This is a genomic window from Gelria sp. Kuro-4 (assembly GCF_019668485.1).
Lineage (GTDB): Bacteria > Bacillota > DTU030 > DUMP01 > DUMP01 > DUMP01.
Map to the genome: position 1 here is coordinate 1,653,432 of NZ_AP024619.1, position 15,340 is coordinate 1,668,771.

General features: G+C 52.0%; 15 protein-coding genes and 1 pseudogene. 13 read left to right on the plus strand and 3 right to left on the minus strand.

Translation table 11 applies throughout. From position 1 onward, the window contains the following. The first annotated feature begins 43 nt into the window (after positions 1–43). Entirely contained in the window at positions 44–1,090 is a 1,047-nt protein-coding gene (locus K5554_RS08285) for a TRAP transporter substrate-binding protein (RefSeq protein ID WP_221038043.1), read from the plus strand. Positions 1,091–1,181: 91 nt separating this feature from the next. Continuing rightward, positions 1,182–1,661, plus strand: a complete 480-nt coding sequence (locus K5554_RS08290; RefSeq protein ID WP_221038044.1) for a TRAP transporter small permease — start codon at positions 1,182–1,184, stop codon at positions 1,659–1,661. Between the two features lie 207 nt (positions 1,662–1,868). Here the strand turns inward: K5554_RS08290 and K5554_RS14715 are convergent, their stop codons facing one another. After that, positions 1,869–2,351: a transposase gene (locus tag K5554_RS14715; RefSeq protein ID WP_370636857.1), complete on the minus strand. Its 483-nt coding sequence runs from the start codon at positions 2,349–2,351 to the stop codon at positions 1,869–1,871. Here K5554_RS14715 and K5554_RS14720 point away from each other — a divergent pair. Further along, entirely contained in the window at positions 2,279–2,947 is a 669-nt protein-coding gene (locus tag K5554_RS14720; RefSeq protein ID WP_370636858.1) for a transposase, read from the plus strand. The genes K5554_RS14715 and K5554_RS14720 overlap by 73 nt on opposite strands. Continuing rightward, on the plus strand, positions 2,844–4,118 hold the full coding sequence (locus tag K5554_RS08305) for a TRAP transporter large permease (protein ID WP_221038045.1): 1,275 nt from the start codon (positions 2,844–2,846) through the stop codon (positions 4,116–4,118). The genes K5554_RS14720 and K5554_RS08305 overlap by 104 nt, the downstream gene beginning before the upstream one ends. Before the next feature lie 195 nt (positions 4,119–4,313). On the opposite strand, the gene K5554_RS08310 is transcribed toward K5554_RS08305, so the two are convergent. Next, on the minus strand, positions 4,314–4,670 hold the full coding sequence (locus K5554_RS08310; RefSeq protein ID WP_221038046.1) for a transposase: 357 nt from the start codon (positions 4,668–4,670) through the stop codon (positions 4,314–4,316). A gap of 35 nt (positions 4,671–4,705) precedes the next feature. Here K5554_RS08310 and K5554_RS08315 point away from each other — a divergent pair, with 35 nt between their 5' ends. The 3 genes from K5554_RS08315 (at position 4,706) to K5554_RS08325 (ending at position 7,330) form a co-directional block, all read left to right on the plus strand. Continuing rightward, positions 4,706–5,068 (plus strand): hypothetical protein, encoded by a 363-nt coding sequence (locus K5554_RS08315; protein ID WP_221038047.1) that lies wholly within the window; start codon positions 4,706–4,708, stop codon positions 5,066–5,068. A 417-nt stretch (positions 5,069–5,485) separates the two neighbouring features. Beyond that, on the plus strand, positions 5,486–5,689 hold the full coding sequence (locus K5554_RS08320; RefSeq protein ID WP_221038048.1) for a hypothetical protein: 204 nt from the start codon (positions 5,486–5,488) through the stop codon (positions 5,687–5,689). Between the two features lie 264 nt (positions 5,690–5,953). After that, positions 5,954–7,330, plus strand: coding sequence for an ISNCY family transposase (locus tag K5554_RS08325; protein WP_221038049.1), 1,377 nt, complete (start codon positions 5,954–5,956; stop codon positions 7,328–7,330). Positions 7,331–7,633: 303 nt separating this feature from the next. Here the strand turns inward: K5554_RS08325 and K5554_RS08330 are convergent, their stop codons facing one another. Continuing rightward, positions 7,634–7,996, minus strand: a complete 363-nt coding sequence (locus tag K5554_RS08330; protein ID WP_221038050.1) for a hypothetical protein — start codon at positions 7,994–7,996, stop codon at positions 7,634–7,636. Between the two features lie 175 nt (positions 7,997–8,171). On the opposite strand from K5554_RS08330, the pseudogene K5554_RS08335 reads away from it, so the two are divergent. The 6 genes and pseudogenes from K5554_RS08335 to K5554_RS08360 form a co-directional block, all read left to right on the plus strand. Next, positions 8,172–9,524, plus strand: a pseudogene (locus K5554_RS08335) (IS1182 family transposase); the annotation flags it as partial. 554 nt (positions 9,525–10,078) lie between these two features. Further along, positions 10,079–10,831, plus strand: coding sequence for a GntR family transcriptional regulator (locus tag K5554_RS08340; RefSeq protein WP_221038051.1), 753 nt, complete (start codon positions 10,079–10,081; stop codon positions 10,829–10,831). A 38-nt stretch (positions 10,832–10,869) separates the two neighbouring features. Continuing rightward, positions 10,870–12,303, plus strand: coding sequence for an FAD-dependent oxidoreductase (locus K5554_RS08345; RefSeq protein ID WP_221038052.1), 1,434 nt, complete (start codon positions 10,870–10,872; stop codon positions 12,301–12,303). Positions 12,304–12,374: 71 nt separating this feature from the next. After that, positions 12,375–13,430, plus strand: a complete 1,056-nt coding sequence (locus tag K5554_RS08350; RefSeq protein ID WP_221038053.1) for a TRAP transporter substrate-binding protein — start codon at positions 12,375–12,377, stop codon at positions 13,428–13,430. A 100-nt stretch (positions 13,431–13,530) separates the two neighbouring features. Beyond that, positions 13,531–13,998: a TRAP transporter small permease gene (locus tag K5554_RS08355; RefSeq protein WP_221038054.1), complete on the plus strand. Its 468-nt coding sequence runs from the start codon at positions 13,531–13,533 to the stop codon at positions 13,996–13,998. A 24-nt stretch (positions 13,999–14,022) separates the two neighbouring features. Continuing rightward, positions 14,023–15,312: a TRAP transporter large permease gene (locus K5554_RS08360; protein ID WP_221038055.1), complete on the plus strand. Its 1,290-nt coding sequence runs from the start codon at positions 14,023–14,025 to the stop codon at positions 15,310–15,312. Positions 15,313–15,340 lie beyond the last annotated feature (28 nt).

A 15,340-nucleotide genomic window follows, 5' to 3' on the forward strand; every position in this document is an offset into this window, starting at 1 on the left:
GTATTGCAAATATAAGCAAAACGAAGAGAAAGGGGAGTGTAAGATGAAACTCAAATGGCTTGTGGCTATGGTTCTGGTTACAGTTCTAGCCGTGAGCGGCTGCTCTGGACAAAGCAAGACAACACCTTCCGCTAAAGATTCTGATAACAAGGTCTACGTGATCAAGGCTACCCACCCATTTACTGCAGCTCATCCATGGAATAAAGGACTTGAGAAATTTGCAGAATTAGTTCAGCAGAAGACAAATGGGAGAATAAAAGTTGAAGTGTATCCAGCTGGACAGCTCTCTGGAGGAAATCCTCGTACACAGAACGAACAGGTTCAGGCTGGCACGCTGCAAATGGTTATTCAGTCTCCCATAATCTGGACTAACTGGGACTCACGATATATGGTATACAACCTTCCATTCTTGTTTCCTGATCGAGATACGGCCTTTAAAGTGGTAGAGAACAGTGACGTGGTGAAGGAAACGCTAAGTTTCCTAGAACCTAAAGGTGTCAAATTTTTGGGAATCTGGGAAAACGGCTTCAGGCATGTAACAAACTCTAAGCGTGCTATAAAGACCCCTGATGACATGCGCGGTTTAAAACTTAGGATTCCAGAAACAAACTTGTTTATTAGTACTTTTAAAGCTCTTGGCGCACAGCCGACTGTAATCCCCATGGGTGAGGTCTACACGGCGTTACAACAAGGTACCGCAGACGGGCAAGAAAACCCACTGTCGGTAATCGAGTCCAATAAACTCTATGAAGTACAAAAGCACGTGACGATTTGGCACGCATGCTGGGATCCTGCCCTGGTGGCCATCAATAAGAAGTTCTACGATGAACTTCCTCAGGAATTGCAGAAGGCAGTCCAAGAAGCTGTCAATGAAGCAGGAGAATACGAGATTAATCTTATAGCGCAAGATGACGAACGACTACTTGGAGAGCTCGCTACGAAAGGCATGGAGGTTACCCAGCTCACTCCTGAACAGGAAGAGCAGTTCCGGAAAGCAACCTCAGGAGTCTATGATGAGTTCCAAAACACCATTGGGAAAGATCTAATAGATCGATTCAAAAAAGCGATTGAAGAAGCCAAGAAGGGATAATAGGAAAAACGAGAGACCTTACATGGGCCTGCATTAGGCTGCAGGCCCGCTTCTCTCAATACGGTTAAGTATTCAAAGGTGGGAAACAAGTATGCCGAACCAGAAGGGTGTAACACATTACCTGAATGACCTGGAAGAAATTCTTCTCATTCCGTTAATGGTAGTAATGACTGTCCTGGCCTTTGTTCAAGTAGTAACTCGTTTCCTTCTCCATCTGCCTGTTCCTTGGCTGGAAGAGCTACTCAGATTCCTATTTATTTGGAGTAGCGTTGTAGGTGCTAGCGCGGGAATCAAAAGACATGCACACCCGAACCTGGATTTTGTAATTTCCATGTTTCCTAGACCTGTTCATCGATTTCTTCAGATGTTCGGTGTAGGTTGTGTTATTCTGTTTTCTGGCTTAATGATTTGGGCTTCTATTGGACTGGTTTTAATCCAAGCAGGTTCGGGGCAACTTTCTGCTGCGATGCGTATTCCAATGTACTTTGGTACCCTAGCGATTCCAGTGGGCTTCATGCTCCTGGGGGTAAGAAGCGCACAGGTACTCATAACCAAGAAGTTCTCGCAGTAAGGTGTTGTTCCAGATTTCGTGGAATTTAGACGTAGGCGGCCTCCTGCTCCTGCATGATATAACAGGGGTAGGAAAGAAAAGTAAAAGAGGTACCTACACACATATTGGCATACCACAAAAGACGTACTAGCAAGAGTTCCTGAGCAAGTAACCTTGCAAATTTCGTCGGGCCGGGCTGAAGGATTTATCGCCACCTTTAGCCGGCCGTCAAAACCTTCCGCTCCGCTCCGGCCCTGTCGGGAGGCGGCTTAAGCCGCCGGTCTTGACCGCCGGCAACAAGGTGTAGGACTTACCACTGCGCCAGATGTAGTAGATGGTTACCATTAGTTTACGCATGAGAGCCAGCGTAGCGACTTTAGGGTGCTTACCTTCTTGAAGTTTGCGCTGATAAAAGACATGGAAGTTCAGGTCAAAGCGCTTGGCGGCTTGGGTGCAGTACCAGAGCGCTCGGCGCAGGTAAGGGGAGCCGCGCTTGGAGACCTGTATGCGGGTACCTTGGAATTCCCCCAATTCCCGGATGCCGGCATCAAGACAGCTAAAGCTACGAAGCGGGCGCCCGGAGCGCCCTGGCAGAACTCCTGACGCGACGCCTAGACCAGGAAAGATACCTTGTCCTGATGATCGACGGAGTGGTAGTAGCACAGCATACGGTGGTGGTCGCCCTAGGGATTGCTGCCAACGGAAAAGCACACCCTTGGGCTGTGGGAGGGCGCCACGGAAAACAAGGCCGTCTACCAGGCGCTGCTGGCGGACATCGTGGAAAGGGGATACAGAGCAACGAGGGCATCTTGGTCGTCATCGACGGGAGCAAAGCCCTAGCGGCAGCCGTGAAGGATGCCTTTGGGGATCGGGCCTTCATCCAGCGCTGTCGCGTGCACAAGAAGCGGAACGTCATGGAGCACCTGCCTGAAGGCGAGCAGTCCTGGGCGGCGCGGAAGCTTGACTTGTCGCAACGTGAAGAGATGGCGGCATGGGGAACAAATCCTTCGCTGGATGGCGGCGGCCTACCTGGAGGCCGAACAGGGCATTCACCGCATCAAGGGATACCAGGAGCTGGTCGTCATGGAGAAGGCGATGCGGAAGGAACTCTTCCCAGAACGATCCACGGTCGCCGAAAACGGCCGTCCCGAAAATCGAAGAACGGGACAACGCCTACAGTAATATCAGGGAGGTTTTCATCCCATGGCTCTAATTGCTGCATTGCTGTTCGTGCTGTTCCTGGCTTTAAGCATACCCATCGCTGCGTCGCTTGGCTTGGCTTCACTGATTGCTGTATTGGTTACTAATAAGGTTCCTCTTGTTATTGTCTCGCAAATGGTTTATGCTTCTGCCGATTCGTTTTCACTTATGGCGATACCTTTTTTTATGCTGGCGGGAACAGTAATGGAAGCAGGAGGCCTTTCCAGGAGACTTATTAACTTCGCAAACTGTGTGGTTGGTGGGACGACAGGTGGCTTAGGGGCAATTGCAGTCTTGACCAGTATGTTTTTTGCTGCGATCTCTGGATCCGGACCAGCAACTGTGGCAGCCTTGGGTACAATTCTCATTCCGGCAATGATGGAGGCCGGATATGATGCTGCCTATGCTTCTGCACTCATGGCCACCGCAGGGGCAATCGGTATAGTCATTCCACCTAGCATTCCGATGGTCGTTTATGGAGTTCAATCTGACGTCTCTGTCGGGGCCCTCTTCTTAGGTGGGTTCCTTCCCGGAATCTTGTTCGGGGGAGCATTGCTTGCTTATAATTATGTACGTTCCAAGCACCAACAGTGGGGTGGAACTTCAAGACCATCTTTACGGGAAGCTATGTTAGCTGCAAAAGATGCTCTTCCGGCTTTGCTTACGCCGGTAATAATTCTTGGCGGGATCTACGGTGGCGTTTTTACACCGACAGAGGCAGCTGCTGTTGCAGTCGTCTATGGAGTAATGGTGGGAAGGTTTGTGTACAAGGAACTAGACTGGGGAAAGTTCCCAAAGGCCCTAGTTGATGCAGGTATCAATTCAGCTGTGGTTGTGTTGATTATCATGGGCGCTTCAATTTTCTCGTGGATCATTGTCAGTGAAAACGTACCAGCCCTCCTCGTAGACTTGGTAAGAAGCATTTCTCAAAGCAGTGTAGTTGTTCTCTTGTTAATCAACATTCTTCTACTCATAGCAGGATGTTTATTGGACGCGTCGTCGGCAATAATCGTATTGACGCCCCTTTTGCTACCGGTGATCAAGGCCTTTAATGTTGATCCTTTGCACTTTGGTATAATAATGGTGGTAAACTTAGCCGTTGGGCTAATTACGCCGCCAGTTGGGTTGGATCTTTATGTAGCAGCAGGTATTGCTAAGCTAAGCCTTGAACAAATCTCCAGGGCTGTTGTTCCTCTTATTGTTGTTACGATAGTGGCATTGCTTGTTACAACGTACGTGCCTTCTTTGTCACTAGCATTGCCGCATCTGCTTAAGTAGGCATGTGATGTCCCTAAGCTGCTGTAGAATCACTTTAACCCGGCTTGCGATTATCGCCACCTTTAGCCGGCCGTCAAGACTCTCCGCTCCGGCCCTGTCGGGCGGCGGCTTAAGCCGCCGGTCCTGACTGCCGGCAGCAAGGTGACGGGCATGGCAAATAAGCCCGACCCACTCTGCGGGACGGATGGATCGTTCTTAGGCGTGTTGATGGGCCACAGGATGCCACACGTACTCTGAATCGTAGGACTTACCACTGCGCCAGATGTAGTAGATGGTTACCATTAGTTTACGCATGAGAGCTACCGTAGCGACTTTTAGGTGTTTGCCTTCCTGAAGTTTACGCTGATAAAAGGCATAGAAGTTCGGGTCAAAGCGCTTGGTAGCTTGGGCACAGTACCAGAGCGCTCGGCGCAGGTAAGGGGAGCCGCGCTTGGAGACGTGCATGCGGGTACCTTGGAATTCCCCTGACTCCCGAACGCTGGCGTCAAGACCGGCGAAAGCTACGAAGGGCCTGGGGTTGGTGAAAGCAGAGATATCCGGGATCTCGCCCAAACCACCAGGCCAACACCCGGTATGGTTTCAAGGACATGCTGGGGCGACTTTGCCTCTGTTGCCTTTTCGCCCTCCTCGGCTGCCTTCTGAGCGCCGCATACTTCCGTGAGCACCTGGTCAATGGCTTCTTCCACGGTTTCGACTTAGTCCTCGAGAAACTTAATTTGGGCAAAGAGGAGCTTGAGCTCGAGGGCGAAACTGTCGAGGCCCATAGTAATGCCGAAGCTGTTGCGCGCCAGATTTTGGGCTTCTACGGCTTTGCCTTCACCAAAGCGGCCCCGGGAGGCCTGCGAAAGCAGGGTCACCAGTTCAGAAAGGTCAGCAGCAGCCAGTTCTTCTGGGGTGGGGTAGCTCCGGAGCAGTTCCCGGGAGCTGCGGGCGACGTCGATCCACAGTAGTACAAGGGAACAGCTCCTTCTTCCAAAGTAAAGGGCAGGTTCCCGGTGCCCTACGGAGCCACAACCTTGCTGGTTACTCGCGCTAAGCAGGAAAACCTGTTGCGCAACGTGCTCAATCGTAGTTCCCCGTAGGGGTGGGGCAGCAGTCTTTTGTTCAAGCTAGCCCAAGAGAGTGCCTTTGGGACCCTTCGCTGTCGCCCACCCTTACGAGGAATTGTCTCTTATCAGGCTCTCTTTTTCAAGAACCTAACCGATTATATTGTACAAGGTACCTACTTTGCTAACGAAAAGGAACCACCCCGGCTAAGGCTACACTGAGGGGTGGCCCATTTCTTGTTGCCAGAATGGATAGCCTTCTTATCGAACAGTACACCGTACGCAGGTAACGTGGTACTATCTTACAATCTCAAGGAGGATATGCCGGAAGATTGGCGAGCTTTGCTATGGTATCCGGGCCGTTGGTTAGGCCTGATGCGGATTCCGGCCCAAATTGAACCGGTTCCGGACCAAATCGTCCAGCTGTTCCGAATTAAAGCGACCGCTGATTCCGGTTCAAAGCGTCCCGCGACTACCTATTCCGACCAAGTGACCAATCGTTGCTGGGACACCGGAAAAGGCTAAGGCTGCGCTGGAGTGGAGACCACTCGGCCTGAGGACTTTGACCAGACCAGGCCTGGAAGTTGCCAAGGAGCAAGTTGTAAGGGGAAGGGGTCAAGGCCGTAGCTAGAGTCCCCTGAAAAACCATAGTGCCGAAATGGAAAAGGAATCCTCAATCCGGTTGGCGAAGATGTTCGGGAGCAAGCCAAAAACACTTCCCCGCCGGTGAGGATTCCTCGATAACCGTATTCGCTGGCCGGCAGGGAAATCCTGCTGGAGGGATCAAACATGTTGGTACTCCGTCGAGAACAACTAAGCCTGTGGGATGCGATACTCCCGGAAGAGGTTCGTACTTTCAACGCGGAATTAACCGATGTCAATCGGTGGCTCGACGACGAGCGATTCATGGAGCCATTTGTTAAGAAGTTCTCTACCCACATCGGTCGGCCTACGGTTCCGGTAGATACGTACCTCCGGCTGATGTTCCTCAAGTTCCGGTATCAACTGGGATACGAGACCTTAGTGGCGGAAGTTCAAGACAGCATTACCTGGCGACTGTTCTGCCGCCTTCCGCTTGATATGGCCGTACCTCACTCTACGACGCTCATCAAGCTGACCAAGAAGTACGGAGAGAAAACCTTGGAAGAACTCAATACCCTTCTTGTCCCAAAAGCAAGAAGGGAACGCATCATCAAGACCAAGAAGCTGCGGATTGACACCACCGTAGTAGAAGCGGACATCAAACACCCTACGGATGCAGGGCTGCTGGCCGACGGCGTGCGCGTTATCAGCTGGACGGTAAAGAAAATAAAGGCTGCTGTAGAGAAAGCGGGAGAAAACCTTGCCTCTTTCCGGGATCGGACACGAACGGTTAAGCCGGCGCTCCTGGCCATTGGCAAGGTCCTTAAGCGGCGCAGTGGTGAAGCCGTCAAGGAAGTGCGCAAGATCACCGGTAAGCTTATCACTGTGGCCAAGAAAACGGTAACCGAAGCGAAGACAGTTCTTGAGCTGTGCAAAGAGAAATCGGATGGTAGAGTGGCGCGCTTGACCATCACCTTGGAGAAGTTTGTTTCGGCCACTGAGCAGGTTATTGCTCAAACTGAGGAAGTGCAATCAGGTAACCGCCGCATTCCGGAAAAGCTTGTCAGCTTGTTTGACCCTGAGGCCCGCCCGATCAAAAAAGGCAAGCTCAAGTCCCCCACTGAGTTTGGCCGTAAGGTTATCCTTGAAGAAAGCGAAGAGAGGATCATAGTAGGCTTCCCAGTGCTGAAAGGCAATCCGTCCGATAACACCCTGCTTGAAGACTCCATCGACCGTTACCGAAAGGTTTTCCACCGGCCACCGCTTGCAGTATCCACAGACCGCGGCTTTTACAGTAAAGACAATGAGGAAATGCTTCGTGGCAAGTACGTCCCGCAGTTCGCTATCCCCAAGCCAGGGAAACGCTCAGCGGAAAGAAAGCAGCTCGAGTCTTCGTCCCGATTTAAGCGCCTGCAGAAATGGCGTGCCGGTGGCGAAGGCACGATAGGCCTACCGAAAAGAAAGTATGGTTTGCGGCGTAGCCTGTTTAGGGGTACCCTTGGCAATAACTGCTGGGTGGCCTTGTCTATCCTCACCTATAACTTTACGAGAATAGCGACGCTGAGCCTCGAGGCGGGGAGCTAACCAAGGACAGGGATTAGAGGCAAAGGTCGACAAGAAACCAGGACGCAAAAGCTCAGGATGATAAGGGTTGATACTACTGTGAAGACTTTTTCAGGGGACTCTAGCTAACAGGAGGGTATCCATGCGCAAGATCAAAGAGATTCTTCGCCTGCGTTACGAACTAGAGATCGGGGTGCGGCAGATCGCCCGCAGCCTCTCCGTGGCCCACAGGCACCGTGAGCGACCTCCTTGAACGGGCCGAGGTGGCAGGCCTCACCTGGCCGCTTCCGGCCGACCTCAGCGAAGCCGACCAGGAAAAAAGGTCTATCCCGGCAATACTGACAAAGCGCGTCCGCGCTCTATGCCGGACCTGGAGTGGGTCCAGGCGTGACCCTGTAGCTTCTTTGACTGGAGTACAAGTAGAACCAGCCGGACGGGTATCAATACAGCCAGTTCTGTCAGCTTTAACGTAAATGGTGTCGCAAGCTCAACGTCGTCATGCGCTAGAGCCACCAGGCAGGCGAGAAGCTGTTCGTCGATTACACTGGCCAGACCGTCCCCGTGGTTGGCCCGGCGACGGGCGAAGTGCGGCCCGCCCAGATCTTCGTGGCGGTACTTGGCGCCAGCAGTTACGCTTACGCCGAAGCCGCTTGGAGCCAAGACCTGAGCTTCTGGATTGCTACGCACCCGCAGGCTTTTGCCTTCTTTCACAGGGTAACCGAGGTGATCGTGCTCCAGCAGAATAGGACTTAGAAAGACCGGGTTTTACCCGGCGAGGCTGTTGACAAAGAAGGTCAGCAGCCTCTTTTTGTTGAATACTATATTAATGTAGTCAATAGAAAAAGGAGTGAAAGCAAGATAGATGTTTAGAACTCGTAAAACCCAACAACTGAGCTATGAATTCGTTAACATAGAAGACCTGGTTCCCAAGGACCATCTACTTCGAAAGATCACCAAGTACATAGATTTTGGGTTTATCACAGAGAAGACCAAGAACTTATATTGTGAGGATAACGGTCGGCCGTGTATTGATCCGGTGATTCTCTTTAAGATGTTGTTCATTGGTTACATTTATGGGATACGTTCAGAGCGTCGTTTGGTTGAAGAGATCAAAGTTAACGTGGCCTATCGCTGGTTCCTAGGGCTTTCTCTTTCAGATCTAGTACCCCATCACTCCACCATAAGCCAGAATCGACGTCGGCGGTTCAATGGAACAGATGTATTCCAGCAGATATTTGACGAGATAGTATTTCAGGCAATGTCCAAAGGGCTGATCGACGGGAAAGAATTGTTTTCCGACTCTACGTTCCTAAAAGCAAACGCCAGCAAAAGCAAATTCACCATTGAAAAAGTAGCCAAGTCAACAAAGGACTACGTAGAGGAACTGGACAAAGCAGTAGAGGATGACCGTTTAGAACATGGGAAGAAGCCGTTAAAGGATAAGGGAAAAGAACCTCCCGAAACAAGGCAAACCCGAATCAGTACAACTGACCCCGAAAGCGGGCATATGGTACGGGAAGGTAAGCCACGGGGATTCTTTTACCTGGAACATAGAACTGTAGACGGGAAGTTGAACCTAATCACAGACTCTTATGTAACCGCTGGGAATGTCCATGATTCTGTTCCCTATCTCAGTCGACTTGACAGGCAAATCCATCGCTTTGGTTTTAAAGTCGAGGCTGTGGCGCTTGATGCAGGCTATCTCACTAATCCTATTGCCCATGGTCTAAGGCAAAAAGGAATTTATGCTGTCATCGCTCATAGGAGGTTCCGTCCTAAGAAAGGGGTCTTTCACAAGTGGCAGTACAAATATGATCCTGAACAGGATCACTACACCTGTCCTGCTGGTAGCGTCCTCACCTATCGCACAACCAATCGTGAAGGGTACCGGGAGTATAAATCTGACCCCGAAGTATGTAAAAAGTGCCCAATGCTAAGCCGTTGTACACATTCCAAAAACCATACTAAAGTTTTAACCAGACATGTTTGGGAAGACGATAAGGAATGGATAAGGGAAAATCGTCTTAGCGTGCGCGGGAAAGAACTATACCGGCGAAGGAAGCTAACCATTAAAAGAAGCTTCGCAGATTCTAAAGAACTGCATGGTCTAAGATATTGCCGTATGCGGGGGCGCAGCAAAGTCACAGAGCAGTGCCTCCTTACGGCCGCTTGCCAGAACATGAAAAAGATGGCCCTCTTCTTGTGGAAACAGGGACAAGGACCATCTCCTAGTTCTCGCCTACATCAACTTTTACAGCATCTCTTCTCCTTCATAAGCCCGATATTAAGATTAAACCCCTGCACCGCTTCACGTTGCAGGGGTTTGTCAGCAATCTCACCGGGTTTTACCCGGCTTTTTGTTTGCGGTGCGCCCGGCATTGGCACTGTCTTTAGGGTGAAAGTCCTGAACGGTGAAGGTAGCAGTAGCCGTTAGCTCAAGGCAAGGGTGTCTGCGGCGACGCAGAATTCGAAGGAAGCCGGTGGCAAACCTCCGGCCCGAAGACCAGGAATTCCAGGTGAAGCTGCTAACAGTCCGCTGCTAGTGTACACGACAGGTACTGTTTGATTCTTGGCGCTTTACTGGTATCTCCTTCAATCGAGGAACACGGCATTTCTGTAGATTTCCCTTTCCGCAATCTTTCTAGAAAAAATTCTTGAAGCGTGGAAGGAAATTTGTCCTTGATAGCGAATATAATGATATACCAACTTAGGGTAGGTATTCAAAATTCGATATATCCCATACGTCTTGACTGAAAGGAATGTTGCCAGATGGAGTTGCTGCCAAGAAACAACGGATTACCCCTTTACAGCCAGTTGGCCGAACTCTTGAGAGAAAAAATTGTTGAGGGTGAGCTGGCGCCGGGTGAAAAGCTGCCGTCAGAAACGCAATTGGCGGAGATGTATGGAGTCAGCCGGATCACGACCAAGCAGGCATTGAACGAGCTGGCGGCACAGGGTCTGATCTACAGGCTTCAAGGCTCGGGAAGCTACGTTAGCCCCAAAAGACTCAAACGGCAGCTCAGCCAGCTAGGCGGCTTTAGCGAGGATATGCGACGAAACGGCGTGTTTGTTCGGCGCAAGGTCTTGGAACTTAACTTGAGCAAGCCGCCAAAAACTGTCCGTTCGCGTTTGAAACTGGCCGAAAGGGAAATGGCTCTTGTAGTAAGGAGGTTGATAATCGTAGACCAGGAACCAATTGCTTTGTTCAAGAGTTACCTGCCGGAGCACTTGGTAAGAGGATTGCTCTTGGAAGACTTAGAGGAGAACGGTCTCTATGAGTTGCTTCAGAACAAATTAGGGCTCTGTCTTGGCTGGGCTGATCAGATCCTTGAGATTGGGAGTGCTACGACCGAAGAGGCTTACCTCCTCTCAGTGTCGACCGGAGTTCCTGTCTTCAGAACTACCCGGAACACTAACCTGTGTGACGGGACCCCCATTGAGACAGCGGAAGCTGTTTTCAGGGGTGACCGAGTTGAATTCCACACTAGGCTTGAAGCTGCACAAGGCCAAGGAGGGTTGTAGAAGCGTGCAGCAAGGAAATCATTTAGGGGGTGTTTATGGTGGCAACAGTTAAAGAGATTCGCGAAGCAGCCCGAACGATTCCTGTGTTGCGTGAAGTTGACGTGTTGGTTGCCGGAGGGGGAACCGCTGGCATGGTGGCCGGCCTAGCAGCTGCGCGGGCGGGGGCACAGACGCTTGTTCTGGAAAGGCTCAATTGTCTGGGCGGAAACTTTACCGCTGGGCTCATGGGTACCACCTGGACTTTTAGTGACCAAAAGAAGTTAATCGTTAGAGGTATTCCCCTGGAAATCATAGAGCGGCTAGCTGAACAGGGCGGCACAGTAGTTGGCAACATTTCCAAGGATTGCTTCACTATCTACGATACCGAACTTGCGAAATTCGTCTTACAAGATATGTACGAAGCCGAACTGAACCTCGAAGTACTCTATTATACCTGGGTTGTCGATACAATCGTCGAGGACAACGTTGTTAAAGGCGTCATCATAGAAAGCAAATCCGGCCGCCAGGCGATCCTGGCAAAGACCACAGTGGATGCCACGGGCGATGCCGACGTTGCTGCGCGGGCAAAAGCGGAATTCATGATGGCTGCTAAGCAAGACTTGCACCCGGTAAGCCTCTTGTGCAAGATTGCCAACGTCGACCTCGACGAGATGTTCGAATTCTACGAGAGGAACCCGTCCTTTATAGGTAACTTCACCGGCGGGTGGCAGCATAGTGGCTTTCACTGCTTCCGCCTGAACGAAGAACTTCAGAATGCAGATCTGCCGCTAGAAATGGAATACCTGCGCGATTGGTTTATCCTGTTCTATACGACGCCCAGGCCGGGTGAGATAATATTCAACATGACCGGTGAAACCCAAATCGACGGCACCGATGTTGTAGAACTCACCAAGGGTGAACTGGTGTCCAGGAAGAGGCTATCCCAGGCTTTGTGGTGCCTGCGCCAGTATGTCCCTGGCTTTAAGAACGCGTATATCACAACTACAGCCTCGTCTCTCGGGGTGCGGGAGACAAGGCGCATCGTCGGAGAACATATCCTCACGAAAGATGAGATTGTAGCCAACACCCGATTCCCGGACGCAGTCTGCAGTTACGGTGCCCCTGTGGGAGTCCACACGGCCGACGGCACCAACGCAGTGTTCGCTCGACTAAAACCAGGCACGTCGTACGACATTCCTTACCGGTGTCTGCTACCCAAGAAGATCGATGGACTGCTGGTGACAGGTCGCTGCATTTCGGTTACTCCTGAAGCCACAGGATCCACCAGAAACATGACCGCCTGCATGGCCCTAGGCCAGGCCAGTGGAGTTGCCGCTGCATTAGCTAGTGCTAAAGGAATTGTACCCAGGGCGTTAGGAACCGAGGAGCTGGTGTCCGCTTTGTTGAGTCAGGGGGTATACCTAGAAGGGAGGAGTGCTTTGGCCGAAAAAGCTGGGGAACAGAAGCCCAACTTAAACGATAGCACGAAATAGGGTAGTACAAGGCAACGAAAAGTCCAGTAAGGCAAATGGTGTTTTAGGCCCAGAATGAGGGAGGTGCTATCATGAAGATTAACAAAGGTTGCTTTTGGAGGTTTACCATCGTAGCTTCATTGGTTCTGTCGCTCGTGGCGGTCGCGGGGGGGTGTGGCTCGTCCAATTCATCCACGCCCAAAGGGAGTGAAGGTGCCCAGGCATCCAAACAGGCCGAGAAAAAATATGTTATCAAGTACGGTTTTGTCGCCAGCCCCCAGTCGCCACACCTTGCAGGCGGGGCTGACTTCAAAAAGAGGGTGGAAGAACTTTCCGGAGGGCGGATCGAGGTTCAACTTTATCCTAGCTCGCAGTTGGGTGACAAACTCCAGATGGTGGAGGGGGTAAGGGCTGGTACGATTGAGATGACCGAGGTCGCGGCTACGGACCTCTCCGGTTTCAGCAGGAAATGGTCGGTTTTCAGCCTGCCTTACCTGTTCAATGACCGGGACCACATGTTCAGGGTGCTTCGAGATAAGGAAGTCAAAGAGATCCTGTCCAAGGATGCTGAACAATGCGGCGTCAAGGTTCTCATGTACTGGGGGATGGGCACCAGAAGCATCATCAACGCCAAACGGCCGGTCTACAGGCCTGAAGACCTCAATGGCCTCAAGATCCGCGTGATGCAGGATCCCATCCTGGCCGAAACTGTCAACGCCATGGGTGCCAACGGGGTACCCCTGGCCTGGAGCGAAGTTTATACTGCACTTCAGCAGAAAACCATCGATGGGTTGGAGCAGTCGGCTCCTCTGTACGTGGACGCCAAGCTGTACGAAGTGGCCAAGTACTTCTCCCTTACCGAACATTTCCTGATCCCCGACGCGCATCTGATCAGCCTGAAGTTCTGGAACAGCCTTCCTAAGGACCTCCAGGACGTACTGCTCAAGGCCGCGCAGCAGACGGAAGAGGAATTCTTCAAGATCTGGGATAAGTATGAGGAGGATTCTCTGAAGACCCTTAAGGATAGCGGAGTTCAAATCAACCAAGTTGACAAAGCGGCTTTCCGCGATCGAGTGAAGCCCATATACGACAAGTACGCGTCGCAGATTGGCCCGGATCTGATCCAGAAGATGCAGAAGGTACAGTAGCATTGCGCAACGCCGGGGGGCATCGGTCCCTCCCGGCGGCGATATACCTTGACGGGGGGTGCCTTCTTTGAGTGGTCAGAGATGGAAAGGACTGCGTACATTGGAAGAGTGGTTGATAGTGATTCCTCTGGTGATCATCATCGTACTGACGCTTATCCAGGTTTTCGCACGCTACGTGCTTTTGTCGGGGATCCTTTGGAGCGATGAAGCCGTAGGTTACCTCTTTGTGCTCATGGCCATGATCGGAGCTGCAGTGGCCCTACGAGAGAGAATGCATACTGATCTCCAGTTGCTGGTGAACAAAGCACCAAGATGGTTGGCCTGGATCATGAGGTTGTTAGCAGGCTTTACGGTCGGTGGCTTCCTCATCATGTTGTTGATCTCGGGGTTGGACTTCGCCTACGAAAACCGGGGACAGGTTTCCCCCATGCTCGGCCTGCCGATGTTCATCGCTTACGGGTTGCTCCCGTTAGGTGCGATCCTGATGCTGGTGGAATTCGGGCGATTGATCTTCGCGCGCTCGTGTGGTTCAGAACCGGCAGAATCCGAGAGAATCTTCGTTGAGTAGCGCCCCGGGAAGGAAGGGACTACGTTGACAACGGCTCTGATTCTACTGGGTCTAGTCTTCGGATTGATCTTCATAGGGGTTCCAATCGCCTTCGCCTTAGGAGCGACCGCTGCCATTGGGCTGGTGGTCGTCCACGGCCAGCCGCTTCAGGTGTTACCACAGTGTGTCTTTAGCGGAATCAATTACTTCCCGCTTCTTGCCATCCCGTTCTTCATCTTCTCCGGTGAACTAATGAATAAGGCCGGCATCACTGAAAGGCTGGTCCGCTTCGCGGCCCTCCTGGTCGGCAAAGCTCCAGGAGGGTTGGCCCACACCTCTGTCCTGGCCTGCATGTTCTTCGGGGGAGTGACTGGGTCGGCGCCTGCCGACACCTCAGCCATCGGGTCTCTCTTAATCCCGGCCATGGAGGAAGAGGGATACCCGGTGGACTTTGCGGCCGCATTAATAGCTAGTGCTTCGACCATGGGGCCGATCATTCCGCCGAGCATCATCATGGTGATCTACGGCGCCACGGTGGGGGTTTCCGTGGGCGGCCTCTTCGCGACTGGGATCACTGCGGGAATCCTTGTAGCGCTCGGCCTGATGATCACTGTCCTCCTCACTAACCGCGCCGGGAAGTTTCCAGCCCGGAAGGAAAGAATCACGCTAGTCGAGGTATCGTCGACGCTTCGCGAAGCCATCTGGCCTTTGGGAATGCCCCTGGTAGTCGTCGGTGGAATCTTGGGCGGGGTGTTCACTCCGACAGAAGCGGGGGCTGTGGCCGTCCTATATGGCCTAATCGTGGGGTTCTTCATCTTGAAGACTTTGAAGGTCGTGGATCTCCTACCAATGCTTCACCGCACGGTGGTGCTGACCTCCACGGTGCTCATGATCATTGGGACGGCTAAAGTCCTGGGTTGGGTTTTCACGGTATTGCAGATCCAGCGCTATCTAGGGGAGGCCTTCTTGAATATATCAGGGAACCCCGGGGTGTTTCTCCTTTTGGTCAACATCTTACTGCTGATCATGGGTACCTTCATGGATGCTGGTGCCAGCGTTGTTCTGCTGGCCCCGATCTTGGCCCCGATTGCTGCGTCTCTGGGAATCAACCCGTTACATTTCGGGCTGATCGTGGTCCTCAACCTGACCATTGGTCACGCCACGCCGCCTCTAGGGCTGTGTCTCTTCGTGGCCTCTGGGATTGCAAAAATTTCTTTGGAGCGGATTTCCAGGGCAATAGCGCCTTTCCTGATGGCCGAAGTTGCGACTCTAATGGTCGTTACGTACCTGCCGGAAGTGGTGATGTTCGTACCGCGTTTGCTTAAATACGCGTAGCAGCGACTACAAGCCGTTGAAAGAGGCC

What these genes read in the sequence shown, in the direction of transcription:
- K5554_RS08285 (WP_221038043.1), top strand. Translation starts at nt 44, where the DNA reads ATGAAACTCAAATGGCTTGTGGCTATGGTTCTGGTTACAGTTCTAGCC.
- K5554_RS08290 (WP_221038044.1), top strand. Translation starts at nt 1,182, where the DNA reads ATGCCGAACCAGAAGGGTGTAACACATTACCTGAATGACCTGGAAGAA.
- K5554_RS08315 (WP_221038047.1), top strand. Translation starts at nt 4,706, where the DNA reads ATGCTGGGGCGACTTTGCCTCTGTTGCCTTTTCGCCCTCCTCGGCTGC.
- K5554_RS08320 (WP_221038048.1), top strand. Translation starts at nt 5,486, where the DNA reads ATGCCGGAAGATTGGCGAGCTTTGCTATGGTATCCGGGCCGTTGGTTA.
- K5554_RS08325 (WP_221038049.1), top strand. Translation starts at nt 5,954, where the DNA reads ATGTTGGTACTCCGTCGAGAACAACTAAGCCTGTGGGATGCGATACTC.
- K5554_RS14720 (WP_370636858.1), top strand. Translation starts at nt 2,279, where the DNA reads ATGATCGACGGAGTGGTAGTAGCACAGCATACGGTGGTGGTCGCCCTA.
- K5554_RS08305 (WP_221038045.1), top strand. Translation starts at nt 2,844, where the DNA reads ATGGCTCTAATTGCTGCATTGCTGTTCGTGCTGTTCCTGGCTTTAAGC.
- K5554_RS08350 (WP_221038053.1), top strand. Translation starts at nt 12,375, where the DNA reads ATGAAGATTAACAAAGGTTGCTTTTGGAGGTTTACCATCGTAGCTTCA.
- K5554_RS08340 (WP_221038051.1), top strand. Translation starts at nt 10,079, where the DNA reads ATGGAGTTGCTGCCAAGAAACAACGGATTACCCCTTTACAGCCAGTTG.